A 23,961-nucleotide genomic window follows, 5' to 3' on the forward strand; every position below is an offset into this window, starting at 1 on the left:
ACGATGCTGCAGGATCAGGACCGGATCTTCACCAATATCTACGGGATGGGAGACCGCACGCTCCAGGGCGCGCAGGCGCGCGGCCACTGGGACGGCACGGGCGATCTGATCAAGAAGGGTCGCGACTGGATCATCGACGAGATGAAGAAGTCCGGCCTGCGCGGTCGCGGCGGCGCGGGCTTCCCGACGGGCCTCAAATGGTCCTTCATGCCCAAGGAATCGGACGGGCGCCCGGCTTACCTTGTCGTCAATGCCGACGAGTCGGAGCCCGGCACCTGCAAGGACCGCGAAATCATGCGCCACGACCCGCACACGCTGGTCGAAGGCTGCCTGATCGCCTCCTTCGCCATGCAGGCCCATGCCTGCTACATTTACATCCGCGGCGAATATATCCGCGAGAAAGAAGCGCTGCAGCGCGCCATCAACGAAGCCTATGACGCGGGCCTCGTCGGCAAGAACGCCGCCGGTTCGGGCTGGGATTTCGACATCTACCTCACGCACGGGGCAGGGGCCTATATCTGCGGCGAGGAAACCGCGCTGATCGAAAGCCTCGAGGGCAAGAAGGGCATGCCGCGCATGAAGCCGCCCTTCCCGGCGGGTGCGGGCCTCTATGGCTGCCCGACCACGGTGAACAACGTGGAATCGATTGCCGTCGTGCCGACCATCCTGCGCCGTGGTGCGGACTGGTTCGCGGGCTTCGGGCGTCCGAACAATGCGGGCACCAAGCTCTTTGCCATCTCGGGCCACGTCAACAACCCGTGTGTCGTCGAAGAGGCGATGTCGATCTCCTTCGAGGAGCTGATCGACAAGCATTGCGGCGGCATCCGCGGCGGCTGGGACAACCTCAAGGCGGTCATCCCGGGCGGCTCTTCGGTGCCATGCGTACGCGGTGAGAACATGCGCGACGCGATCATGGATTTCGACTACCTGCGCTCGGACCTGCAATCGGGCCTCGGCACCGCAGCCGTCATCGTGATGGACAAGGACACTGACATCATCAAGGCGATCTGGCGCCTGTCGAAGTTTTACAAGCACGAAAGCTGCGGCCAGTGCACGCCCTGCCGGGAAGGCACCGGCTGGATGATGCGCGTGATGGACCGGCTGGTGAAAGGCGACGCGGAGGTCGAGGAGATCGACATGCTGCTCGACGTCACCAAGCAGGTCGAGGGTCACACGATCTGCGCGCTCGGCGATGCGGCAGCTTGGCCGATCCAGGGTCTCATCCGCAACTTCCGCGACGAGATCGAGGATCGCATCCGCCACAAGCGCACATCGCCCATCGCGGCGGAGTAAGCGCAAGACCGGCGCGGCGGCGGTCTTCCCGTCCCGCGCCCCGGCAACATTTGGGGGACGTTCACGATGGAGCAATTCGCAGCCTATGGCCATGCGATCGTGGCCCTCGCCCTGACTACGCTGTTCGGTCTGCTGGTCGGCCCGCTGACCGCCGTCGCCAAGATGACAAGCGGCATGCAGGCAGGCGCCACGCCGGATCAAAGCTACGATGACCGCCTGTACCGGTTCAATCGGGCCTACCTGAACCTTGTCGAGACGATGGGCTTCTTCGTGGCGTCGGTGTTGGCTGCAATCCTCGCAGGCGTCTCCCCCTACTGGGTCAATCTTCTCGCCTCGGTGTTCTTCATCAGCCGGCTTGCGGTCTTTGCCGTGCACGCGGCGGGGATCGGTCCGATGAATTTCGGCCCGCGCACCTTCATCTTCGTGGTGGGCTGGCTTTGCTGCCTCGTCATGTCGGTGATGGCCGTCATCGAGGTTTTTGCCGCGGCCTGAGCCCCGCAGGCGGAACGCCCGGTTGCAGGCTCTTGATTCCACGATCATTTGCCGCGACAAAGCGGCATGGTCCAAGACGGCCAGATCACGGCTCACGGAGTGACGACATGCGATCCAACCTGATGCTCCTGCCTATGCTGCTTATCCTTGCAGGCTGCGGCGTCGGGAGTGAACGGATCGCCTTCGGGGGCGAGTTCTACCGCGCCAATGCCAGCGCGCCTGCGAAAGACCGCGCCAATTTTACGGCGACGGCCGGGCCGGTCGCGAAAGGGATCGAGGGTGCGGCCGCCGCGGCTCGCCACGAGGCCACGCGCCATTGCATCCGCTATCTCGGCACATCCGTCATCGATTACGCCGTCCCCGCGGGCACGCCCGCGACGTCTCTGCCCCGCGACGGCGACCGCGTGGTTCTGCGCGGCACCTGCATCGAAGAAGGCTGAGCGGCCAAGCGCATGAAGGCGGCCTCGCAAACTCCTGATGTCGTGCAGGTTCTCGCCCATGCTATTGGATAGCCGCCCCTCGCGCCCCCATGTAAGGCGCAGGATTGTCGGACCGGATCCGGCATTGCAGGCAAAAAGGAACGTTCCATGCTCCGCAAACCCGTCTCGATCATTGCTGGCGCCACGCTGTCGGCGGCACTCGCCCTTGGCGCGCAAAGTGCGGTCGCCCAAAGCAAGCCGCCGCTCCGCGACGTCTCCGAGATCGACAACGCGCTCCTGATGATCGCCATCGCCGACGAGGTGCGCAACAAGTGCGACCGGATCGAGGCGCGTATGTTCACCGCCTGGACAACGATCAATGCGCTTGAATCCAAGGCAAAGCGGATGGGCTATACCGACGAGGAGATCGAGGATTACGTCACCTCGAAAGACGAGAAGAAGCGCATGCGCAGGCGCGGTGAGGCCGTTCTGAAGGCGCGCGGTGTCGCATTGGATAATGATGCCGACTATTGCACCTTTGGCCGAGAGGAAATAGCGAGGGGCAGCCAGATCGGCGTCCTTCTTAAGGAAAGGTGAGACACCCCATGTCAGACCTCCGCAAGATCAATATCGACGGAAAAGACATCGAAGTGGACGGCGCGATGACGCTGCTCCAGGCCTGCGAGGAAGCGGGCCGCGAAATTCCCCGCTTCTGCTACCATGAGCGGCTGTCGATCGCCGGCAATTGCCGGATGTGTCTCGTGGAAGTCGTGGGCGGCCCGCCGAAGCCCGCCGCCTCCTGCGCCATGCAGGTCCGTGACCTGCGTCCCGGCAAGGATGGCGAGCCGCCCGTGGTGAGAACCAACTCTCCCATGGTCAAGAAGGCCCGCGAGGGGGTGATGGAGTTCCTGCTCATCAATCACCCGCTGGATTGCCCGATCTGCGACCAGGGCGGGGAATGCGACCTGCAGGACCAGGCCATGGCCTATGGCGTCGATTTCTCGCGCTACCGCGAACCCAAGCGCGCGGTCGAGGATCTCGATCTCGGCCCGCTGGTCGAGACGCATATGACCCGCTGCATCTCCTGCACCCGCTGCGTGCGTTTCACCACCGAGGTCGCGGGCATCTCCCAGATGGGCCAAACCGGCCGGGGCGAAGACGCGGAGATCACCTCGTATCTGGGTGAAACGCTCGATTCGAACCTGCAGGGCAACATCATCGACCTGTGCCCCGTGGGTGCGCTCGTCTCCAAGCCCTACGCATTCAATGCGCGCCCCTGGGAGCTGACCAAGACCGAATCGATCGACGTGATGGATGCGCTCGGCTCCTCGATTCGCGTCGACACGAAGGGCCGGGAAGTCATGCGCTTCCTGCCGCGCAACCATGACGGCGTGAACGAGGAATGGATTTCCGACAAGACGCGCTTTGTCTGGGATGGCCTGCGCCGTCAGCGCCTCGACAAGCCTTATATTCGCGAGAACGGCAAATTGCGCGCCGCGACCTGGCCCGAAGCGCTCGAGAAAGCGGCCGAGGCTCTGAAAGGCGCGAAAAAGCCTGCGGGGCTCGTCGGCGATCTCGCTCCGACCGAGGCCGCTTATGCGCTGAAACAGCTGATCGAAAGCTTCGGCGGCACCACCGAATGCCGCACCGATGGTGCGGCACTGCCTGCGGGCAACCGCTCCGGCTATGTGGGCACCGCCACGGTTGAAGAACTCGACACCGCCGAGGCCGTAATGCTCATCGGCACCAATCCGGCCATCGAGATGCCGGTCCTGAACGCGCGCATCCGCAAGGCCTGGGCCGCAGGTGCCTCCGTGGGCCTGATCGGCGAAGCGGTCGATCTGACCTATGAATACGATCATCTGGGCACGACGCCCGCAGCGATCACCGATCTTCTGGGCCGCGATCATTCGGACGTGGCCGAGAAGCCGTCGGTCGTGATCGTGGGCCAGGCAGCCCTGACCCGTGAAGACGGCGCGGCGGTTCTTGCCAATGCGATGGCGCTGGCTGACGCGACCGGATCGACCTTCATGGTCCTGCACAGCGCGGCTGGCCGCGTGGGTGCGATGGATGTGGGGGCCGTGACCAAGGGCGGCATGGATGCCGCGATGGACGGCGCGGATGTGATCTACAACCTCGGCGCGGACGAGATCGAGATCCCGCAAGGCGCCACGGTCATCTACCAGGGCAGCCACGGCGATCGCGGGGCGCATCGCGCCGACGTGATCCTGCCTGCCGCGGCCTACACGGAGGAGCAGGGCCTCTTCGTGAACACAGAAGGCCGCCCGCAACTGGCGCTCCGCGCGAGCTTCGCGCCGGGCGAGGCCAAGGAAAACTGGGCGATCCTGCGGGCGCTTTCCGCCGAGGCGGGACAGCAACTGCCGTTCGACAGCCTTGCGGAATTGCGCTCCGACATGGTCAAGGGCGCGCCGCATCTGGCCGATCTCGACATGGTGCCCGACAATGACTGGCAGCCTGTCGAGGCGCAGGGCGAGATGTCGGATGCGGCTTTCGGGCAGGCGATCCGGGATTTCTATCTGACCAACCCGATTGCGCGGGCCAGCCAGCTGATGGCGGAGCTCAGCGCCAATGCAAAAGCGCGCAAAGAGACCAAGATCGCGGCGGAGTGAGGCCGATGCGCGCGGCGCGGCTCCTGCCTTTGGCGGTGTTTTCGGGCCTGTTGGCCTGCGGCCCGTCGGGGCAGGGGGGCGATGCGCCCTTCGAGCCGCGTTATCTCGGCATTGAAACGCGGCTTCTCGATGGGGATCTGGTGCAGTTCCTCGTCGAGATGCGCGGTGCACGCGATGCGATTGATGTCGAAAATTATGCAGAATGCGCTGCGGCGCAGTATGCTTTGATCCGCGGATACGGATTCGCGCGGCATTTGCGCACAAATGTCGACGAAGAGGGTGGCCTCTGGCGCGCAGATGCGATTTACACCATCTCGCCAGCGCTGCCCCGCGGGCTCAAGACGATTGACGCTGAAGTCATCGCCCAGGCCTGCGCGGAAAACGGAATACCGATGGTGTGAGGACCTGATGTCTGACTTCCTGATGTCGCCCGGCGGGACCGCCCTGATCATCGTGGCCCAGTGCCTCGCAGTTCTCGGTTTCGTCATGGTGAGCCTGCTTTTCCTTGTCTACGGCGATCGCAAGATCTGGGCCGCCGTTCAAATGCGCCGCGGGCCCAACGTGGTCGGCGTCTTCGGTCTGTTGCAGACCGTGGCCGACGCGCTCAAATACGTGGTCAAGGAAGTGGTGATCCCGGCAGGTTCGGACCGGGCGGTCTTCATCCTGGCCCCGCTGACCTCCTTCGTGCTGGCGATGGTGGCCTGGGCGGTGATTCCCTTCAACGACACGTGGGTGCTGTCCGACATCAATGTCGCCATCCTCTATGTCTTCGCGATCTCCTCGCTCGAGGTGTATGGCGTGATCATGGGCGGTTGGGCGTCGAACTCGAAATATCCGTTCCTCGGCTCGCTCCGTTCGGCGGCGCAGATGATTTCCTACGAGGTCTCCATCGGCCTCATCATCATCGGCGTGATCCTCTCCACGGGCTCGATGAATTTCGGTGATATCGTCCGCGCGCAGGATACCGGCTACGGCTTCTTCGGCTGGTACTGGCTGCCGCATCTGCCGATGGTTTTCCTCTTCTTCATCTCGGCCCTTGCCGAGACGAACCGCCCGCCTTTCGATCTGCCCGAGGCCGAGTCGGAACTCGTCGCGGGCTACCAGGTGGAATATTCCTCGACGCCGTTCCTGCTCTTCATGGCCGGCGAATACATCGCCATCTTCCTGATGTGCGCGCTGACCTCGCTTTTGTTCTTCGGCGGTTGGCTGTCGCCCATCCCGTTCCTGCCCGACGGGCCGCTCTGGATGGTCGCCAAGATGGCGTTCTTCTTCTTCCTCTTCGCGATGGTGAAAGCGATCACCCCGCGCTACCGCTATGACCAGCTGATGCGGCTGGGCTGGAAAGTCTTCCTGCCGTTCAGCCTCGTCTGGGTGGTCTTCGTGGCCTTTGCCGCAAAATTCGACTGGTTCTGGGGCATCTTCGCGCGCTGGACCACCGGCGCCTGAGCCTTTGAAACCGTGCATCAAACAGTCTAGGGACGTGACATGACCCAAACAGACTTCTCCCGCCGCGCTGGCTACTTCTTGCTTGCCGATTTCTGGGTCGGCATGAAGCTCGGGCTGAAATACTTCTTCGGCCCCAAGGCCACGGTGAACTACCCGCACGAGAAGGGCCCGCTCAGCCCGCGTTTTCGAGGCGAGCATGCGCTGCGCCGGTATCCCAACGGCGAAGAGCGTTGCATCGCGTGCAAACTCTGCGAGGCGATCTGCCCCGCACAGGCCATCACCATCGATGCCGAGCCACGCTCGGACGGGTCGCGCCGCACGACGCGCTACGACATCGACATGACCAAGTGCATCTATTGCGGCTTCTGTCAGGAAGCCTGCCCGGTGGATGCCATCGTCGAGGGGCCGAATTTCGAATTCACCACCGAGACGCGCGAGGAGCTCTACTACGACAAGCAGAAGCTTCTCGAAAACGGCGAGCGCTGGGAAGCCGAGATTGCCCGCAACCTCGAGCTGGATGCGCCCTACAGATGACCGACAGCCCGAACCCTTTCGAGTTTTTCATGCGGCAGGCGCAGGAAATGGCCAAGGCTTGGAATCCTGCGCTCGAGACCCTGAACACGCGTGAGATCGAAAAGTTCTGGCCGACCATGCCCAAAGATTTCATGGAGATGTCTTTCGGCAAGGGCATGTCCAAAGACGGGCTCGATGCAAAGACGCGGCTTCTGTTGACACTGGCCGGGTTGACGATGCAAGGCGCGCAGGCGGAGACACCGTTCCGCATGAATGTGCGTCACGCGCGCGAAGCCGGCGCCACCAAGGACGAGATCGCCGAGACCATCGCGCAGATGTCGATGTTCGCAGGCATACCCGCCATGACCCGCGCCATGGAACTCGCGCGCTCTGTCATGGAAGACATGGAGGACGACAAGTCATGAGCGTCTTTGCCTTTTACCTCTTTGCCATCTCGACGCTGGCAGGCGGGCTGTTCACGGTCGTCAGCCGCAACCCGGTGCATTCGGTGCTCTGGCTGATCCTGGCCTTCCTGTCGTCGGCGGGTCTTTTCGTGCTTCTGGGCGCGGAATTCGTCGCGATGCTGCTGATCATCGTCTATGTGGGTGCGGTCGCGGTGCTGTTCCTCTTCGTGGTCATGATGCTTGATATCGACTTCTCGGCGTTGAAGGCGGAGATGGCGAAATACATGCCGCTGGCGCTTCTGATCGGGATCGTGATCCTGATGCAGTTCGTCCTCGCCTTCGGGGCCTGGGAAACCGCTCCAGAAGTGGCGGAGAACCTCGCCCAGGCGATCCCCGTGGATCGGCACAATACCGAGGCGCTGGGGATGATCCTCTATGATCAGTACTTCCTGCTGTTCCAGCTGGCCGGCCTGATCCTGCTGGTCGCGATGATCGGGGCCATCGTGCTGACCCTGCGGCACCGGTCGGACGTCAAGCGGCAGGACGTTCTGGCGCAGATCTACCGCGATCCGAAAACCGCGATGGAGTTGAAGGACGTGAAGCCGGGGCAGGGTCTCTGAGGCCCATTCCGGCGCGCGGCAGCCGGAAAATTAGATAATTTTCCGATCCCGGCCGGGAAGAACCGGGGCGGAAACCCAGATCGAAACGCGCTTTGGCGCGACGGTCGAGATAAAAATACGGACCGGAAAATTAGTTAATTTTCCGCGCCAAGGACGGACGAGGGACCGAGAATGATCGGACTGGAACATTACCTGACGGTGGCGGCGGCGCTGTTCGTCATCGGCATCTTCGGACTTTTTCTCAACCGCAAGAACGTCATCATCCTTCTGATGTCGATCGAGCTGATGCTGCTCGCGGTCAATATCAACCTCGTGGCTTTCTCGTCGTTCCTGGGCGATCTGGTCGGACAGGTCTTCACGCTCTTCGTTCTGACGGTCGCTGCGGCAGAGGCCGCCATCGGCCTCGCCATCCTCGTCTGTTTCTTCCGCAATCGTGGCACGATCGCGGTCGAAGACGTCAACGTGATGAAAGGCTGAGGGCATGGAAACGATCATCCTCTTCGCCCCGCTGGTCGGTGCCCTGATCGCGGGCTTCGGATGGCGGATCACCGGTGAACGTGCGGCCATGTGGATCACCACGGGCCTGCTGTTCCTGGCCTGCTTCTTCTCCTGGATCGTGTTTCTCAGCCATGACGGCGTCACCGATCAGATCCAGATTCTGCGCTGGATCGAGTCGGGCACTCTGTCCACGGATTGGTCCATCCGCCTCGACCGTCTCACCGCGATCATGCTGATCGTCGTGACCACCGTCTCGGCGCTCGTGCATCTTTACTCGATGGGCTACATGGCCCATGACGACAACTTCAAGGAAGGCGAGGTCTACAAGCCCCGCTTCTTCGCCTACCTGTCCTTCTTCACCTTCGCGATGCTGATGCTGGTGACCTCGGACAACCTCGTTCAGATGTTCTTCGGCTGGGAGGGCGTGGGTGTCGCCTCGTATCTGCTGATCGGCTTCTACTACAAGAAACCCTCGGCCAATGCGGCGGCAATGAAGGCCTTCATCGTCAACCGTGTGGGCGATTTCGGCTTCGCGCTTGGCATCTTCGGGCTGTTCTTCCTTGTGGACTCGGTGCGGCTCGACGACATCTTCGCCGCAGCCCCCGAGATCGCGGAGACGCAGCTCACCTTCCTCTGGACCGAGTGGAATGCCGCGAACCTGCTGGCCTTCCTTCTCTTCATCGGCGCCATGGGCAAATCGGCGCAGCTGATCCTGCACACCTGGCTGCCCGATGCCATGGAAGGCCCGACGCCGGTCTCGGCGCTGATCCACGCGGCCACCATGGTCACGGCGGGCGTCTTCCTCGTTTGCCGCATGTCGCCGCTGATGGAATTCGCGCCCGAGGCGATGGCCTTCGTCACCTTCCTCGGCGCAACCACCGCCTTCTTCGCGGCCACCGTCGGCCTTGTGCAGAACGACATCAAGCGCGTCATTGCCTATTCGACCTGCTCGCAGCTGGGCTACATGTTCGTCGCGGCAGGCGTCGGCGTCTATTCGGTGGCGATGTTCCACCTCTTCACCCACGCTTTCTTCAAGGCAATGCTCTTCCTTGGTGCGGGCTCCGTCATTCACGGGATGCACCACGAGCAGGACATGCGGAACTATGGCGGCCTGCGTCACAAGCTGCCCTACACGTTCTGGGCAATGATGATCGGCACGCTGGCCATCACCGGCGTCGGCATTCCGCTGACGGGCTGGATCGGCTTTGCGGGCTTTGCCTCCAAGGATGCCGTGATAGAGAGCGCCTTTGTCGGCAGCCAGGGCGGCTATGCCTTCTGGATGCTGGTGATCGCAGCACTCTTCACCAGCTTCTATTCCTGGCGGCTCATCTTCCTCACGTTCTTTGGCGAGGCACGTGGCGACAAGCACACGCATGAGCACGCCCATGAAAGCCCCAAGGTCATGCTGATCCCGCTGGGTGTCCTGGCGGTCGGTTCGATCCTGGCCGGTGCGATCTGGTACTCGAGCTTCTTCGGCAAGACCAACGAGGTGGTGAAGTTCTTCGGTGGCGAATACACCGAACCGGCACCCGAACTCGTCGAGGCCGTGGCCGAGCGCAGCCCCAAAGCTTCCGAGCTGCATTACGTCATGGAGAGCGCGCCGGGCGAGGCCGCGATCTACATCGCGCCCGAGAACACCGTGCTGCACGAGGCGCATTACGTGCCCACATGGGTGAAGCTGTCGCCCTTCGTGGCGATGCTGATCGGTCTTGGCGTGGCCTATCTCTTCTACATCGTGAACCCGGCGCTGCCGCGCCAGCTCGCAGAAAGCCAGCGCCCGCTCTACCTGTTCCTGTTGAACAAGTGGTATTTCGACGAGATCTACGACTTCCTCTTCGTGCGTCCTGCCAAGGCCGTGGGCCGCTTCCTGTGGAAGACGGGCGATGGCGCCACGATTGACGGCGCGATCAACGGGTTGTCCATGGGCATCGTGCCCTTCTTCACCCGGCTCGCGGGCCGTGCGCAGTCGGGCTACATCTTCACCTATGCCTTCGCGATGGTCGTGGGGATCGCGGTCCTCATCACCTGGATGACGCTGTTCGGAGGAGCGAAATAATGGATAACCTTCTGTCCATTGTCACCTTCCTGCCCGCGCTGGCCGCGGCGATCCTCGGCATCTTCCTGCGGGGCGACAGCGAAGCGGCAGCCCTCAACGCAAAGCGCGTGGCGCTTTACGCCACGATCGCGACCTTCCTCATTTCGCTGGTGATCCTCGCGCAGTTCGATCCGAACGATACCGGCTTCCAGATGGTGGAAGAGGGTGCCTGGCTCCTTGGTCTCAACTACAAGATGGGTGTCGACGGCATCTCGGTGCTGTTCGTGATGCTCACGACCTTCATCATGCCGCTCGTGATTGCGGCGAGCTGGGACGTCACGCACCGCGTCAAGGAATACATGATCGCCTTCCTCGTCCTCGAGACGTTGATGCTGGGCGTGTTCATGGCGCTCGACCTGGTGCTGTTCTATCTGTTCTTCGAAGGCGGCCTCATTCCGATGTTCCTGATCATCGGCATCTGGGGCGGCAAGAACCGCATCTATGCGAGCTTCAAGTTCTTCCTCTACACGTTCCTCGGCTCGGTGCTGATGCTCGTGGCGATGGTGGCGATGTTCGCCGATGCGGGCACCACCGACATCCCGACACTTCTGAACCACTCCTTCTCGGCAGCGGGCATGAATGTCCTCGGCATCCAGATCGTGGGCGGCATGCAGACGCTGCTGTTCCTCGCCTTCTTCGCCTCCTTCGCGGTGAAGATGCCGATGTGGCCCGTGCATACCTGGCTGCCCGACGCGCACGTCCAGGCGCCAACCGCGGGCTCCGTCGTTCTGGCCTCGATCCTGCTGAAGCTCGGCGGCTACGGCTTCCTGCGCTTCAACCTGCCGATGTTCCCCATCGGGACCGAGGTGATCGGGCCGTTCATCCTGTGGCTCTCGGTCATCGCCATCGTCTACACCTCGCTCGTCGCGATGGTGCAGGAGGACATGAAGAAGCTCATCGCCTACTCGTCGGTTGCCCATATGGGTTACGTGACCATGGGTATTTTCGCCGCGAACCAGCAGGGCATCGACGGCGCGATCTTCCAGATGATCAGCCACGGCTTCATCTCTGGCGCGCTCTTCCTCTGCGTAGGCGTCATCTACGACCGGATGCATACCCGCGAGATCGACGCCTATGGCGGCCTCGTGAACCGGATGCCCGCCTATGCGCTGATCTTCATGCTGTTCACCATGGCCAATGTCGGCCTGCCGGGCACGTCCGGGTTCATCGGGGAATTCCTGACCCTGATGGGCGTCTTCCAGGTCAATACCTGGGTCGCGATGTTCGCCACCACGGGTGTGATCCTGTCGGCGGCTTATGCGCTCTGGCTCTATCGCCGAGTGGTGATGGGCGATCTCATCAAGGAAAGCCTGAAGACCATCAAGGACATGACCCGCCGCGAGAAGGCGATCTTCGCGCCGCTCGTCGTCATGACCATCTGGATGGGGGTCTATCCGGCGCCGATCCTCGACCGCATCGGCCCGTCGGTCGAAGCGCTCGTCTCCGATTACGACAGTGCCGTGGCCGAGATGCGTGCCGCGACGCAGGTCGCAGCCACCAATTCTGAGGACAACTGAGCCATGATCCAGTCAGACCTCGCCGTCATCCTTCCCGAGATCGTCATTTCGGTCTATGCCATGATCGCCCTTCTGGGGGCGGTCTATACCGCCAAGGACGGGCTTGCCTCCCTGCTGGTCTGGACGACCGCGGGCCTGTTCGCGGTTGTCGCGCTCTGGATCGCGACCTCGGGCGTCAGCGGCACCCAGACCGCCTTCGGCGGCATGTTCATCAATGACGGCTTCGCGCGTTTCTCGAAGGTGATGATCCTGATCTCGGCCGCGGCCGTCCTTGTGATGAGCCAGGATTACATGGAGCGCCGGGGCATCCTGCGTTTCGAATACCCGATCCTGATCGCGCTCTCGGCGGTCGGCATGATGATGATGGTCTCCGCGGGCGACCTGATCGCGCTCTACATGGGGCTCGAGCTGCAATCGCTGGCCCTTTACGTCGTGGCCTCGCTGCGCCGCGACAGCGCCATCTCCACGGAGGCGGGCCTGAAATATTTCGTCCTGGGCGCGCTGTCCTCCGGCCTTCTGCTTTACGGCGCGTCGCTGACCTACGGTTTTGCGGGCACCACGCTTTTCTCGGGTATCATCGAGGCGGCAGGCGAGGGTCAGGCATCGCTCGGCCTTCTCTTCGGTCTGGTGTTCATGGCCGCCGGTCTTGCCTTCAAGGTCTCCGCGGTGCCGTTCCACATGTGGACGCCCGATGTCTATGAAGGCTCGCCCACGCCCGTCACCGCCTTCTTCGCCACCGCACCCAAGGTCGCGGCCATGGCGATGTTCGCGCGGCTGATGTTCGAAGCCTTCGGCGGCGTCGTCGGCGACTGGCAGCAGGTCGTGGCCATGCTCTCTGTCCTGTCGATGTTCCTGGGCGCCATCGCCGCGATCGGCCAGACGAATATCAAGCGACTGATGGCCTATTCCTCCATCGCCCATATGGGATACGCGCTGATGGGCCTCGCGGCAGGTACGCAGTTCGGGGTGCAGGCGCTGCTCATCTACATGGCGATCTACGTCACGATGAACGTCGGGACCTTCGCCTTCATCCTGTCGATGGAGCGGGACGGTCAGCCGGTGACCGACATCGCCTCGCTCAACATGTTCTCCAAGGTGGAGCCGGGCCGGGCGCTGGCGATGCTGGTCCTGTTGTTCTCGCTGGCAGGCGTGCCGCCTCTTGTGGGCTTCTTCGGCAAGCTCTACGTGCTGCGCGCGGCCTATGAAGGTGGGCTCGCCTGGCTGGCGATTGCGGGCGTGATCGCCTCGGTGATTGGCGCGTTCTACTACCTGCGCATCGTCTTCTTCATGTATTTTGGAGAGGAGCGGGACGACGCGCTCGATCAGGGCACATCGCCGGTCCTTTACGGGTTCCTGAGCCTGTCGGCAGTCGCGATGGTCGTGGGGGTCATCAACCTCTTCGGCATCGAAGGTGCTGCGGCGGCTGCGGCGGCCACGCTGGTTCCGTGATCGCACTCCGCATGAGTGATCCAGATGTGACGCGGCCCCAAGGGCCGCGTCGCTTGTTTATGGGGACTGCGATCTCACGGGGTTGTGCGGGTGACCATAGGCGCGGAATCGAGGCTGCTTTGCAGCCGCCGCGCCGCGCGCCTGCCCGGCCCGGCGGGCTGGCGCGTTGGCGAAGCTTGTCCCCTGCTCGGAGGTCATCCGAACATGGCCGGGATAAAGCGCGCCGTTCCACGGTTGCAGCGCCATCCCCCGGTCAGGCGCGCGGCGCGGCCCAGCTCGTCCGAAAGCCCCGAACATGAGCTTCCCCGCAGGCTATGACCGCCTGATCCTCACCGAGACCGACAGCACCAATGCCGAGGCGCTGCGCCGCGCCGATACGCTCGCCGGTCCCACCTGGATCATGGCGCACCGCCAGACCGCAGCGCGGGGCCGTCGTGGCCGCGCCTGGGCGGGTCCGGATGGCAATTTTGCCGCCACGCTTTTCCTGCGCCCCGAGGAGCCGCCCGAGACCGTCGCGCTGCGCTCGTTCGTGGCGGCACTGGCGCTTCACGATACCTGTGTGACGCTGACCGGACGGACTACGCCCTTCGCGCTGAAATGGCCCAATGACGTGCTGCTCAATGGCGGCAAGCTCGCGGGGATCCTGCTCGAAAGCGCAGGCGCCGGGGGCCGGGTGGCAGCACTCGCCATCGGGGTGGGGGTCAATCTGCGCGAAGCGCCTGACTCGCGCGCGCTCGATGCACATGCGCTTCGGCCCGTGGCACTTCTGCCGGAGACCGGGGCGGAGGTGTCGCAAGAGGAGTTTCTCGATCACCTCGCGCAGGCCTATGCCGCGCGGGAGGCGTCCTTCCGGACCCACGGTTTCGCCCCGATCCGGGAGGCCTGGCTCGCCCGTGCGGCCCGCATCGGGGAAGCCATTACGGCCCGCACGCCCCGTGCGGAGACGCAGGGCATTTTCGAGACGGTGGACGCCACCGGCAATCTTGTCCTAAAGACGCCGGACGGCCGCGTGTCCATCGCCGCTGCCGACGTGTTTTTCTGAGGAGGACGCGCCATGCTGCTCGCCATCGATTGCGGCAATACCAATACCGTCTTCTCGATCTGGAACGGGGCGGAGTTCATCGCCACCTGGCGCACCTCGACGGAGACGCAGCGCACGGCGGACCAGTATTACGTCTGGCTGTCCACGCTGATGTCGCTGCAGAAGGTAGATGCGCAGATCACCGACATGATCATCTCGTCGACCGTGCCGCGCGTCGTGTTCAACCTGCGGGTGCTGGCGGATCGCTACTTCAACACCCGCCCCTTGGTCGTCGGCAAACCCGATTGCGCGCTGCCCATCGATGTGCGCGTCGATGCTGGCACGGCGGTCGGTCCGGACCGGCTTGTCAACTCGGTTGCGGGCTATGATCTTTACGGCGGTGACCTGATCGTCGTCGATTTCGGAACTGCCACCACCTTCGACGTGGTCGATGCCGATGGTGCCTATGTGGGCGGCGTGATCGCGCCCGGTGTGAACCTGTCGCTACAGGCGCTTCACGAGGCTGCGGCCGCATTGCCCCATGTGGACATTTCCCGCCCGCAGGCGGTTGTGGGCACCAATACGGTGGCCTGCATGCAATCGGGCATTTTCTACGGATATGTCGGCGTGATCCGCGAGGTCTGCGCCCGGATCAAGGCGGAACGCGCGCGCCCGATGAAGATCATTGCGACTGGCGGGCTGGCGCCTTTGTTTCAGCAGACCGAAGAGCTATTTGACGACTGGAAAGACGAACTCACGATGCACGGCCTGACCGTGATCCATAATCACAACAAAACCGAGGGAACACTCCCATGAGCGGTAAGAGACTGATCTACCTCGCGCTTGGCGGCGCGGGTGAAATAGGCATGAATTGCTATGTCTACGGCTACGGCGAACCCGACAAGGAGCGCCTCATCGTCGTGGATCTGGGCGTGACCTTCCCAGACATGGACGGCTCGCCCGGGGTCGATTTGATTTTCCCCGATGTCACCTGGCTGAAGGAACGCCGCGACCGGATCGAGGCGATCTTCATCACCCATGCCCATGAGGACCATGTGGGCGCGCTGGCGCATTTCTGGGAAGACCTGGGCGCGCCGGTCTATGCGCGTGCCTTCACGGCCAATATCGCGCGGCGCAAGATGGACGAAAAGGGTTTCAGCGCCGACACTGTCAAGGTGAAGGAGCCCTGGCCCGAGACGCAAACCGCGGGCCCGTTCGAGGTGGGCTTCGCGCCCATTTCGCACTCGATCCCCGAAAGCTCCTCGTTGGTCATCGACACGCCGCTTGGCCGCGTGGTGCATACCGGCGACTTCAAGATCGACGCGACCCCCGTCGTGGGCGAGGCCTTCGACCGCGCAATGTGGGAAGAGATCAGCGCCGATGGCGTGAAGGCCCTGGTCTGCGATTCGACGAATGTCTTCTCGGAACATGAAGGCCGTTCCGAAGCGACGGTCGGCCCGGAGATCGAGAAGCTCCTGCTCGATGCCAAGGGCATGGTGGTCGCCACGACCTTCGCTTCCAACGTGGCGCGCCTGAAGACGCTGGCCGAGGCGGGCGAACGGGCGGGCCGCTCCATCGTGCTGATGGGGCGGGCGATGCAGCGCATGGTCGAGGCCTCCGTCGAGACCGGCGTGCTGAAAGGCTTCCCCTCGGTCGTGCCGATCGAGAACGCGTCGGATGTGCCGCGCGAAAACCTGATGCTGATCGTGACCGGCAGCCAGGGCGAGCGCCGGGCCGCCTCCGCGCAACTGGCGCGTGGTAAGCATTTCGGGATCGAGCTGAAGGAAGGCGATCTGTTCCTCTTCTCCTCGAAGACCATCCCGGGCAATGAACGCGGCGTGATCCGGATCATGAACCAGTTCTCCGAACGGGGCGTCGACGTGATCGATGACAGCTCGGGCCGCTACCACGTCTCGGGTCACGCGAACCGCCCGGACATTCTTGCGATGCACGACATCGTCAAGCCGGACGTGGTCGTGCCCATGCATGGCGAGCACCGCCACCTGCGCACCCATGCGGCCCTTGCCCGGGGCAAGGGGCGGAAGGGCGTTCTGGCCCCCAACGGCACCATGGTCGACCTGATCTCGGGCAAGCCTTGCGACTACGTCGAGACGGGCCGCACCTACCTCGATGGCAGCGTGCAGATCGGCGCGCTCGACGGCGTTGTGCGCGACCGGATCCGCATGGCGCTGAATGGCCATGTCACCGTGACCGTGGTCATCGATGAGGACAACACGCCCCTTGGCGAGCCCTGGTGCGATACGATGGGGCTGCCCGCGACGGGCCGCAGCCGTCAGCCGCTCGAGGCCACGCTGGAGGAGGAGCTGGGCCAGTTCGTCGAACGGGCCAAAGCCAAGGTTCTGGCCGATGACGATGCCTTGGAAGAAGGCTTGCGTCGCGCCGTGCGCAACGCGGCTCAGAACGAGATCGGCAAGAAGCCGGAAGTGACGGTGGTGATCAGCCGTTTGAGCTGACGCTAAGGCCCCGGATCGCGTCCGGGGCCTTCTTCTGCAACGATTGTCGGCAAGATCCGCAAAATGAAGAAGGCCGCCCTCGGGCGGCCTTTCTTGTCTCTCGTAGGGTGTAGGAGGGAAGGGGGCTCAGCCCGTCTTCCGCTCCTCAAGGCTCATCGCGATGAAGGTCGGCATGTGATCGCCCATGCCCACGACCTTGTTGTCGTCACGCCCGCCGCGGCCACCGCCGCCACGCTTGCCGCGCGACCGGTCGCCGCCCTTGTCGCTCGTCGCCTTGCTGCGGGCAGGCAAGTCGGCGGAGCGCTCGGCCTTCTCAGCGGCCGGCTCCTGCGCCTCTGCGGCTTTGCTCTCTTCCGCGGCTTGCGACACCGCGGGGGTGTCATCGCTTTTCTTGCGGCGCGACCGGCTCCGCGACCGTTTGGGCTTGGTCTCCGCCTCGCCGTTGGCCTCGGCCTCGGGGGCCGCGTCCTGCGCCGGGGCGGTGTCGCCCAGCGGGTTCTCAAGGCGCGGGATCGGCTTGTCGATCAGCCGCTCCACGTCTTCGAGGTTCTTCTCATCGCGCGGGATACAGAGCGTGACCGCCTTGCCGTCGCGACCTGCGCGGCCCGTCCGTCCGATGCGGTGAACGTAATCCTCCGCATGGCCGGGCACGTCGTAGTTGAACACGTGGCTGACCGAAGGCACGTCGAGCCCGCGCGCCGCCACGTCGGAGGCCACGAGGATTTTCAGATCGCCCGCCCGGAAGCCATCGAGCGTCCGCGTGCGCTGCGACTGGTCCAGATCGCCATGGATGGGCGCCGCGTCATAGCCGTATTTCTTCAGCGATTTCGCGACGATATCCACATCGATCTTGCGGTTGCAGAAGATGATGCCGTTGGTCAGTTTCTCACCCTCGGCGTCGATCAGCGCGCGCAGGGCTTTCCGCTTCTCGTTGTCGGTGCGGTCCTTCCGCGACGGCTTCAGCATCAGCACGCCCTGTTCGATCGTCTCGGACGCGGTGGCCTGACGCGCCACTTCGATCCGGGCCGGCGCGGACAGGAAGGTGTTGGTGATCCGCTCGATCTCGGAGGCCATGGTCGCCGAGAAGAACAGCGTCTGACGGGTGAACGGCGTGAGCGAGAAGATCCGCTCGATATCCGGGATGAAGCCCATGTCGAGCATGCGGTCGGCTTCGTCCACCACCATGATCTCGATGCCGGTCAGGAGAAGCTTGCCGCGCTCGAAATGATCCAAAAGGCGGCCCGGCGTCGCGATCAGCACGTCGACGCCCTTGTCGATCAGCTGGTCCTGTTCCTTGAAGGAGACGCCGCCGATCAGCAGGGCCTTCGACAGGCGCACATGCTTGGAATAGGTGTCGAAATTCTCTGCCACCTGGGCGGCGAGTTCGCGGGTGGGGCACAGCACGAGGCTGCGAGGCATCCGTGCCCGCGCGCGCCCCCGCGCCAGCTTGGTGATCATGGGCAGCGTGAAGGAGGCGGTCTTGCCCGTGCCGGTCTGCGCGATGCCAAGCACGTCGCGCCCTTCTAGGGCGGGCGGGATGGCGCCTGCCTGTATCGGTGTGGGCGTCTCGTACCCTGCTTCGGTGACAGCTTTCAGCACCTTCGGGCCGAGATTCAGGTCGGTAAATTTGGTCATGTGTATCCGGTATTCACGGACACGTTCCGGCCCGTGCGTCTGCATCTGTCCGGCCGAACGCTGGGCCGGGGCGCGAAGACCTCTCCGCGCAGCGTGTGGCCTCATAGCTTAACGGGCGTGTGACGTCAATCTAACCCTTTCCTATGAAGGCTTTGCGGCGCTTTCATGCCCGGGGAAGTGCCGCGCGACGAGCGCGGGCAGATCCATCTTGCGGCGGTGCAGCAACCCTTCGCGATCCAGCTTCGCGGTCAGCTCCGGTGTCGCGGTCGCCACCTCCTCGTAGAAGCGCTTCAAACCGGCCTCGCCCTCCGCCGCTTCGATCTCGCGAAAGAGGTCATGCAGCTTCATCGCGTCTTTGCCCCGCGCCTGCGGATTAAGGCCCGCACGGTAGGAGCCCTGCGACAGGCGGAACCGATATGCCTCGCGAAATGCCTCCCACGACGCGGCATGAAAATGCCCGAGCTTGACCTCATCCAGCGCCACTTGGCCGGGGTTCTGCTCGCCATCGAGGATCACGTTATGGATGCGAATTTGCAAACCCTTCGTTCCGGCGCGGAAGAAGAGCTTCCCCGCGACATGGCTGAGAAATCCGCCCGACAGATGCTGCGCCCAAGGGCCGAAAATGCGCGCGCTCGCGTCCTGCCTCGCGGATTGGTCGAGGTGGAAGCCCTTGAACAGAATGTCCGATTCATTCTGACTTCTCCGTGCCAGCGCTTCCACGGGCCGCATGCGGGCGCACAAGGCCTCGGCGGGGATCGCGCTCAGGATCTCGGCGATATCTCCCTCGGGCAGCAGGAACTCGTCGACATCGATATGGGCCAGCCACGCGAGCCCCGTTTTGCGATTATTGGCGTGCCGTGCATTCCGGCACTGGCGGTTTTGATGGGCGTCGGGCCGCCCGCCTTTCTTCTCCCAATAGGCCGCATCGGTCTCGGTCACCGTGATCGCGGGATGGGCGCTCAACACCTCGCGCGCCTCTGGATCTGGGGTGTCGAGGTACAAGAACAAGTGGTCTGCACCCAGCTCCAGATGCCACGCCGCAAAGTCCAATATCCGCGGCAACGGCGCCTTGATCGTCGAGACGATGCCCCATTTGCTCACGCGGCGCGCCCTCGGAACACCCGCGCGACAGCCCCGTCGAGATCGAGGTCACGCTCGACCAGCATCCCATGGGCTGCGAGCTTCTGCCGCAGCTCCGGCGTATCGCGGCAGACCTCATCGAAGAACAAACGCAGGCCTGCCTCGCCTTCCTCCTTCTCGAGATAGGTCAGTATATCGGCGACCCCCAGTTTTCCGGGCCGCTCGCTTTGCTTGGCGTAGGAGCCGACGCTGCGCCGGAAGGGCAGGTGACGCAGAAACGCTTCCCAGCTTGGTGCATGCAGATGGGCCAGGCGGCAACCGCTGAGCGGCGCGCGGTTCGACACGTCCGCGCCTTTGTATTTCAGCGTGTGGATGCCGAGCCTTGTGTCCGGAATACCCGTGCGCGCGAATACCTTGCCCGCGGCGTGGCTCAGAAAACCGCCGTAAAGATGCATTCCGAAGGTCGGGTAAATGTCCTGGATCCGCGCTTTTTTCACACCCGCGGCGGCATGGGATGTCTTGAACGCGCTCGGGGTCAGCCCGTCGTCTGCCGCCAAGGCCTCCATCGGCGTTAGATGCGCCAGGGCCGCATCGGGCGGAACGGCGGCAAGAGCTGTCGCAATCCGATCATCCGGCGACAGGAATTCATCCACATCGATATGCGCGATCCAGTCAAGATGCTGGGCGCGGGCCTGCATGGTGCGCGTGGCGTTGTAGACCTGCCGCAATTGATGCGCCGCCATTCGTGGTTTGCGGTTTTCGGACCAATACGCGTCGTCGCAGGTGGTCACGAATATACGCGGGTTCCGCGACAGAAAATCAGCCGCTTCGGGCTGGGGTTCGTCCAAATAGATATGCAGTTCGTGGGCGCCAAGTTCGAGGTGATACGCCGCAAAACGCAAAATGTCGGGCGTCTCCGCCCGGATCGTCGCGACGATGCCCCAGCGCAAGGTATCGGCCTTTTGACCCTTGACCGAGGTCGGGACGGGGGCCACGTTTTTCTTTTGCGCGGGCGTTGCACCTTCGGCGGCCCTTTGGCGCGCCTTGCGGGCTTTCATTCTTTGCAGGCGGCGGAAGATCGTCGCCGGATCCTCGATCAGCGCCGAGATCAGGCCTTGGGCCAAGGGGCGGATCACCGGCGCTGCGTCCGCCTCCTGCCACAAACGGCCCAGAAGGTTCACGTCCAGACCGCCTGACCCCAATGCATAGGGATCCATCTGCATCGGCAGATCGGCCTTCACCTTGTCCTTGAGCGCAAAGGTTGCTTCCGGGGGGCGCCCCGAAAAAAGTCGTTCGCTTTCATAGAGTTTCATGGCGCCGAACAGGGTCGACAAGGCCAGCCCAACGGCACGTTCTTCCGGATCTACGCCGTGATCGCCAAAGGTCGTGACCGCAGAGACCTGCCAACGGGCATCGAGCGCTTGCAGCAGAAAGTCCGCCTCCTCGGCCCAGAGCCTGCGGAACAGGGCAGGGATATGGTCGGGGAAGGCACGTTTGCGCAGATGTGCCACGAGCAGACCATGAAGACAGGCCAGTTCGCTCTTGCCCGTGAATTCCTGGCGCAGCGCGAAGCGTTTGCGGTGGTAGGAGGATCGAAAGGGGGGCTGTTCCGCCGGGTCTTCTGCGGGATCTCCGACGAGCGCGGTTTTGAGCGCCTGCAGGTCGATGTCGAGAGGCGGCAATGCCTCGCCCTCGGCATATTCGAGCGGCGCGCGCCGTCCCTCCATTTGGGTAAGAACGGCCTCTATCCCGCCCGGATAGCTCGAGGTTTTGGGTATGCGCGCAGACATGGCGAAAAGGTGGCGCAGCTTCACGGCCAGAACAAGGCTGGAGCGGGCAAATCTCGAGACAATTCGCGCGACGGGCGCGCTGTCAGACCATCATTTCCTTGGTCGCCGACAGGGTGATGTCGGGATAATCGCGCACGACGCGATCAATGTCCCATTGCAGGCGCGTCAGGTAGACGATGTCGCCGTCATTATCCTCCGCGATATGCTGCTTGTTGGCGTTCACGAAGGCCTCGACAGCCTTTTGCGAGCCATGCACCCAGCGCGCCGAGGTGAATTGCGACGCCTCGAAGCGAACCGGGAGACCGTATTCCATCTCGATCCGGCTGCCCAATACCTCGAATTGCAGCTGCCCCACGACACCCACGATGAAGCCCGAACCGTAGGTCGGCTTGAAGACCTTGGCCGCGCCTTCTTCGGCGAATTGCATCAGCGCTTTTTCCAGATGCTTGGCCTTCATCGGGTCACCCGCCCGGGCCGCTTGCAGCAATTCGGGGGCGAAGGACGGGATGCCCGTCACTTTCAGAGCCTCGCCTTCGGTCAGAGTGTCACCGATTCGCAGCTGGCCGTGGTTTGGAATGCCGATGATGTCGCCCGCCCAGGCTTCTTCGGCGAGTTCGCGGTCCGAGGCGAGAAACAGCACCGGGTTGGAGATGGCCATGGGCTTTTTCGAGCGCACATGGGTCAGTTTCATGCCGCGCTGAAAATGCCCCGAGGACAGCCGCACGAAGGCTACGCGGTCGCGATGCTTGGGGTCCATGTTCGCCTGGACCTTGAAGACGAAGCCCGCGACCTTGCGCTCTTCGGGCGCAATCTGGCGCGGTTCGGCAGAGGTGGGCTGCGGCTCAGGCGCGAGATTGCCGATGCCGTCCATCAATTCCTTCACGCCGAAGGAGTTGATCGCCGAGCCGAACCAGATCGGCGTCATGTGACCTTCCAGAACCGCCTGCGGATCAAGGGTTGGCAGCAATTCGCGTGCCATCTCAACCTCTTCGCGCAACTGACCCAGAAGATGATCGGGCACGTGATCGGCCAGCTTGGGATCGTCGAGACCGGAGATCTGCACGCTTTCCGCGACCTTGTTCCGGTCCGCGCGGTCCATGATTTCAAGCCGGTCGTTCAGCATGTCATAGGCGCCGATGAAATCCCGCCCGACGCCGATCGGCCATGAGGCAGGCGTCACGTCAATGGCCAGGTTTTCCTGGATCTCGTCTATGATCTCGAACGTGTCGCGGCTTTCGCGGTCCATCTTGTTACAGAAGGTCAGGATCGGCAGGTCGCGCAGGCGGCAGACCTCGAAAAGTTTCTGGGTCTGGCTTTCAACGCCCTTGGCGCCATCGATGACCATGATCGCCGCATCGACCGCGGTCAGCGTGCGATAGGTGTCTTCGGAAAAGTCGGAGTGGCCGGGCGTATCGACGAGATTGTAGCGGAAGTTTCCGTAATCGAACGACATCGCCGAGGCCGAGACGGAGATGCCACGATCCTTTTCCATCTGCATGAAATCCGACCGGGTGCGCCGCGCTTCACCCTTTGCACGCACCTGACCGGCCATCTGGATCGCGCCACCGAAGAGCAGAAACTTCTCCGTCAGTGTCGTCTTGCCCGCATCGGGATGCGAGATGATGGCAAAGGTTCGCCGCCGCGCAATTTCGGCGGGCAGGGCGGGGCGGTTCTGGGGCGCGTCCAACATAGGCTGCGTCATAGGAGCGGGCGGCGGCCTTGGCAAGGAACCCAAGCGCGCACTCTGCGGTTCACCCTTTTTATAGGAGAGGTTTCCATGGCCCGCCCAAGCATCAAGAACGAAAAACTGTACGACGATCTGCGCGACGACGGCATGTCGAAGGAAAAGGCCGCACGCATCGCGAATGCCAAGGCCAATGACGACATGAATCCGTCCGAGAAGGGCGGCAAGCAACCTGCATATGAAGAGTGGAGCAAGGATGACTTGTATTCCCGCGCGCAAGAGATTGGCATCGAGGGCCGATCGGACATGACCAAGGATGAGCTGATTTCCGCCCTGCGGAACCACTGACCCGAAAAATACTTTTCGAATCGTCATACCGCGCGCAGGATGAACATTACGTGAACATTTTGTGTGAGGTACCCACATGACTCCCGTTGAAATTGCGCAAGAGCTTGTGTCCGGATGTCGTGAAGGCCGCGATCGCGAAAACCTCGACCGGCTTTATGCGAAAGATGCCGTGTCGGTCGAAGCCATGGCCATGGAAGGGCAGGACAGCGCCGAAACGCATGGTCTGGATGGCATCCGCGGCAAGCACGATTGGTGGGACAACGCGATGGAGTTCCACTCGGCTGAGATCGGCGGCCCTTACATGCATGGCCAGGACCGTTTCGCGGTGACCTTCAAGGTGGATGCCACGGACAAATCCACCGGCGAGCGCAGCATCATGGAAGAGGTCGCGGTCTATCACATCGCCGATGGCAAGATCGTGCGCGAGGAGTTCTTCTACACGATGCCGTAGCCGAACGGTGCATTTTGCGCGCTACGGCGTATGTGGCGCTCAGAGAGCATGTCGACTTGCGAAAATGCCACTGTTTCGCCGCATGTCGACCGCAATTCCGCC

The 23,961-nt window shown here is 63.1% G+C and carries 23 protein-coding genes; 19 read left to right on the forward strand and 4 right to left on the reverse strand.

Features of this window, described 5'->3' with window-relative positions; translation table 11 throughout:
* The first annotated feature begins 3 nt into the window (after window positions 1–3).
* The 17 genes from nuoF (at window position 4) to FIV09_RS05000 (ending at window position 16,871) form a co-directional block, all read left to right on the forward strand.
* On the forward strand, window positions 4–1,293 hold the full coding sequence (nuoF, locus tag FIV09_RS04920) for an NADH-quinone oxidoreductase subunit NuoF (protein WP_152448950.1): 1,290 nt from the start codon (window positions 4–6) through the stop codon (window positions 1,291–1,293).
* A gap of 66 nt (window positions 1,294–1,359) precedes the next feature.
* Window positions 1,360–1,785, forward strand: a complete 426-nt coding sequence (locus FIV09_RS04925) for an MAPEG family protein (protein ID WP_152448951.1) — start codon at window positions 1,360–1,362, stop codon at window positions 1,783–1,785.
* 107 nt (window positions 1,786–1,892) lie between these two features.
* Window positions 1,893–2,225: a hypothetical protein gene (locus FIV09_RS04930; RefSeq protein ID WP_152448952.1), complete on the forward strand. Its 333-nt coding sequence runs from the start codon at window positions 1,893–1,895 to the stop codon at window positions 2,223–2,225.
* A 147-nt stretch (window positions 2,226–2,372) separates the two neighbouring features.
* A complete protein-coding gene (locus FIV09_RS04935) occupies window positions 2,373–2,801 on the forward strand; it encodes a DUF5333 domain-containing protein (RefSeq protein ID WP_172975626.1) in 429 nt (142 codons plus the stop codon).
* A gap of 8 nt (window positions 2,802–2,809) precedes the next feature.
* Entirely contained in the window at window positions 2,810–4,834 is a 2,025-nt protein-coding gene (nuoG, locus tag FIV09_RS04940) for an NADH-quinone oxidoreductase subunit NuoG (protein ID WP_152448953.1), read from the forward strand.
* A gap of 5 nt (window positions 4,835–4,839) precedes the next feature.
* Window positions 4,840–5,235, forward strand: a complete 396-nt coding sequence (locus tag FIV09_RS04945; RefSeq protein ID WP_152448954.1) for a hypothetical protein — start codon at window positions 4,840–4,842, stop codon at window positions 5,233–5,235.
* A gap of 7 nt (window positions 5,236–5,242) precedes the next feature.
* Window positions 5,243–6,280, forward strand: a complete 1,038-nt coding sequence (nuoH, locus tag FIV09_RS04950) for an NADH-quinone oxidoreductase subunit NuoH (protein ID WP_152448955.1) — start codon at window positions 5,243–5,245, stop codon at window positions 6,278–6,280.
* 39 nt (window positions 6,281–6,319) lie between these two features.
* Complete coding sequence (nuoI, locus tag FIV09_RS04955; protein ID WP_152448956.1) at window positions 6,320–6,814, forward strand: NADH-quinone oxidoreductase subunit NuoI; 495 nt, start codon at window positions 6,320–6,322, stop codon at window positions 6,812–6,814.
* Window positions 6,811–7,218, forward strand: a complete 408-nt coding sequence (locus FIV09_RS04960; RefSeq protein WP_152448957.1) for a carboxymuconolactone decarboxylase family protein — start codon at window positions 6,811–6,813, stop codon at window positions 7,216–7,218. The genes nuoI and FIV09_RS04960 overlap by 4 nt, the downstream gene beginning before the upstream one ends.
* Window positions 7,215–7,817 (forward strand): NADH-quinone oxidoreductase subunit J, encoded by a 603-nt coding sequence (locus FIV09_RS04965; protein WP_152448958.1) that lies wholly within the window; start codon window positions 7,215–7,217, stop codon window positions 7,815–7,817. Before FIV09_RS04960 ends, FIV09_RS04965 begins: the two co-directional genes overlap by 4 nt.
* A 171-nt stretch (window positions 7,818–7,988) precedes the next feature.
* On the forward strand, window positions 7,989–8,294 hold the full coding sequence (gene nuoK / locus FIV09_RS04970; RefSeq protein ID WP_076446015.1) for an NADH-quinone oxidoreductase subunit NuoK: 306 nt from the start codon (window positions 7,989–7,991) through the stop codon (window positions 8,292–8,294).
* A 4-nt stretch (window positions 8,295–8,298) separates the two neighbouring features.
* Window positions 8,299–10,371, forward strand: coding sequence for an NADH-quinone oxidoreductase subunit L (gene nuoL / locus FIV09_RS04975; protein ID WP_152448959.1), 2,073 nt, complete (start codon window positions 8,299–8,301; stop codon window positions 10,369–10,371).
* A complete protein-coding gene (locus FIV09_RS04980) occupies window positions 10,371–11,927 on the forward strand; it encodes an NADH-quinone oxidoreductase subunit M (RefSeq protein ID WP_152448960.1) in 1,557 nt (518 codons plus the stop codon). Before nuoL ends, FIV09_RS04980 begins: the two co-directional genes overlap by 1 nt.
* 3 nt (window positions 11,928–11,930) lie before the next feature.
* Window positions 11,931–13,376: an NADH-quinone oxidoreductase subunit NuoN gene (gene nuoN, locus FIV09_RS04985; RefSeq protein WP_152448961.1), complete on the forward strand. Its 1,446-nt coding sequence runs from the start codon at window positions 11,931–11,933 to the stop codon at window positions 13,374–13,376.
* Window positions 13,377–13,671: 295 nt separating this feature from the next.
* Window positions 13,672–14,418 (forward strand): biotin--[acetyl-CoA-carboxylase] ligase, encoded by a 747-nt coding sequence (locus FIV09_RS04990; RefSeq protein WP_152448962.1) that lies wholly within the window; start codon window positions 13,672–13,674, stop codon window positions 14,416–14,418.
* 12 nt (window positions 14,419–14,430) lie between these two features.
* Window positions 14,431–15,213 (forward strand): type III pantothenate kinase, encoded by a 783-nt coding sequence (locus tag FIV09_RS04995; protein ID WP_152448963.1) that lies wholly within the window; start codon window positions 14,431–14,433, stop codon window positions 15,211–15,213.
* Window positions 15,210–16,871 carry a ribonuclease J gene (locus tag FIV09_RS05000; RefSeq protein ID WP_152448964.1) on the forward strand — a complete coding sequence of 554 codons (1,662 nt, stop codon included), beginning with the start codon at window positions 15,210–15,212 and terminating at the stop codon, window positions 16,869–16,871. The genes FIV09_RS04995 and FIV09_RS05000 overlap by 4 nt, the downstream gene beginning before the upstream one ends.
* 126 nt (window positions 16,872–16,997) lie before the next feature.
* On the opposite strand, the gene FIV09_RS05005 is transcribed toward FIV09_RS05000, so the two are convergent.
* From FIV09_RS05005 to FIV09_RS05020, 4 genes are all read right to left on the reverse strand, one after another.
* Window positions 16,998–18,506 carry a DEAD/DEAH box helicase gene (locus FIV09_RS05005; RefSeq protein WP_152448965.1) on the reverse strand — a complete coding sequence of 503 codons (1,509 nt, stop codon included), beginning with the start codon at window positions 18,504–18,506 and terminating at the stop codon, window positions 16,998–17,000.
* 141 nt (window positions 18,507–18,647) lie between these two features.
* Window positions 18,648–19,607, reverse strand: coding sequence for a glycosyltransferase family 2 protein (locus FIV09_RS05010; protein ID WP_152448966.1), 960 nt, complete (start codon window positions 19,605–19,607; stop codon window positions 18,648–18,650).
* Window positions 19,604–21,313: a glycosyltransferase family 2 protein gene (locus FIV09_RS05015; protein WP_254702310.1), complete on the reverse strand. Its 1,710-nt coding sequence runs from the start codon at window positions 21,311–21,313 to the stop codon at window positions 19,604–19,606. Before FIV09_RS05015 ends, FIV09_RS05010 begins: the two co-directional genes overlap by 4 nt.
* 145 nt (window positions 21,314–21,458) lie before the next feature.
* Window positions 21,459–23,066 (reverse strand): peptide chain release factor 3, encoded by a 1,608-nt coding sequence (locus tag FIV09_RS05020; protein WP_152448968.1) that lies wholly within the window; start codon window positions 23,064–23,066, stop codon window positions 21,459–21,461.
* Between the two features lie 87 nt (window positions 23,067–23,153).
* On the opposite strand from FIV09_RS05020, the gene FIV09_RS05025 reads away from it, so the two are divergent.
* Window positions 23,154–23,408 (forward strand): Rho termination factor N-terminal domain-containing protein, encoded by a 255-nt coding sequence (locus FIV09_RS05025; RefSeq protein WP_152448969.1) that lies wholly within the window; start codon window positions 23,154–23,156, stop codon window positions 23,406–23,408.
* 76 nt (window positions 23,409–23,484) lie between these two features.
* A complete protein-coding gene (locus tag FIV09_RS05030; protein ID WP_152448970.1) occupies window positions 23,485–23,859 on the forward strand; it encodes a nuclear transport factor 2 family protein in 375 nt (124 codons plus the stop codon).
* Window positions 23,860–23,961: the final 102 nt, after the last annotated feature.

The sequence above is a fragment of the Roseivivax sp. THAF197b genome (assembly GCF_009363255.1).
In the GTDB taxonomy this organism is placed as follows: domain Bacteria; phylum Pseudomonadota; class Alphaproteobacteria; order Rhodobacterales; family Rhodobacteraceae; genus Roseivivax.

Bases quoted from the DNA above. Each gene is read 5' to 3' on its own strand.
- nuoF (WP_152448950.1), top strand. From the start codon at position 4: ATGCTGCAGGATCAGGACCGGATCTTCACCAATATCTACGGGATGGGA.
- FIV09_RS04925 (WP_152448951.1), top strand. From the start codon at position 1,360: ATGGAGCAATTCGCAGCCTATGGCCATGCGATCGTGGCCCTCGCCCTG.
- FIV09_RS04930 (WP_152448952.1), top strand. From the start codon at position 1,893: ATGCGATCCAACCTGATGCTCCTGCCTATGCTGCTTATCCTTGCAGGC.
- FIV09_RS04935 (WP_172975626.1), top strand. From the start codon at position 2,373: ATGCTCCGCAAACCCGTCTCGATCATTGCTGGCGCCACGCTGTCGGCG.
- nuoG (WP_152448953.1), top strand. From the start codon at position 2,810: ATGTCAGACCTCCGCAAGATCAATATCGACGGAAAAGACATCGAAGTG.
- FIV09_RS04945 (WP_152448954.1), top strand. From the start codon at position 4,840: ATGCGCGCGGCGCGGCTCCTGCCTTTGGCGGTGTTTTCGGGCCTGTTG.
- nuoH (WP_152448955.1), top strand. From the start codon at position 5,243: ATGTCTGACTTCCTGATGTCGCCCGGCGGGACCGCCCTGATCATCGTG.
- nuoI (WP_152448956.1), top strand. From the start codon at position 6,320: ATGACCCAAACAGACTTCTCCCGCCGCGCTGGCTACTTCTTGCTTGCC.
- FIV09_RS04960 (WP_152448957.1), top strand. From the start codon at position 6,811: ATGACCGACAGCCCGAACCCTTTCGAGTTTTTCATGCGGCAGGCGCAG.
- FIV09_RS04965 (WP_152448958.1), top strand. From the start codon at position 7,215: ATGAGCGTCTTTGCCTTTTACCTCTTTGCCATCTCGACGCTGGCAGGC.
- nuoK (WP_076446015.1), top strand. From the start codon at position 7,989: ATGATCGGACTGGAACATTACCTGACGGTGGCGGCGGCGCTGTTCGTC.
- nuoL (WP_152448959.1), top strand. From the start codon at position 8,299: ATGGAAACGATCATCCTCTTCGCCCCGCTGGTCGGTGCCCTGATCGCG.
- FIV09_RS04980 (WP_152448960.1), top strand. From the start codon at position 10,371: ATGGATAACCTTCTGTCCATTGTCACCTTCCTGCCCGCGCTGGCCGCG.
- nuoN (WP_152448961.1), top strand. From the start codon at position 11,931: ATGATCCAGTCAGACCTCGCCGTCATCCTTCCCGAGATCGTCATTTCG.
- FIV09_RS04990 (WP_152448962.1), top strand. From the start codon at position 13,672: ATGAGCTTCCCCGCAGGCTATGACCGCCTGATCCTCACCGAGACCGAC.
- FIV09_RS04995 (WP_152448963.1), top strand. From the start codon at position 14,431: ATGCTGCTCGCCATCGATTGCGGCAATACCAATACCGTCTTCTCGATC.
- FIV09_RS05000 (WP_152448964.1), top strand. From the start codon at position 15,210: ATGAGCGGTAAGAGACTGATCTACCTCGCGCTTGGCGGCGCGGGTGAA.
- FIV09_RS05005 (WP_152448965.1), bottom strand. From the start codon at position 18,506: ATGACCAAATTTACCGACCTGAATCTCGGCCCGAAGGTGCTGAAAGCT.
- FIV09_RS05015 (WP_254702310.1), bottom strand. From the start codon at position 21,313: ATGGAGGGACGGCGCGCGCCGCTCGAATATGCCGAGGGCGAGGCATTG.
- FIV09_RS05020 (WP_152448968.1), bottom strand. From the start codon at position 23,066: ATGTTGGACGCGCCCCAGAACCGCCCCGCCCTGCCCGCCGAAATTGCG.
- FIV09_RS05025 (WP_152448969.1), top strand. From the start codon at position 23,154: ATGGCCCGCCCAAGCATCAAGAACGAAAAACTGTACGACGATCTGCGC.
- FIV09_RS05030 (WP_152448970.1), top strand. From the start codon at position 23,485: ATGACTCCCGTTGAAATTGCGCAAGAGCTTGTGTCCGGATGTCGTGAA.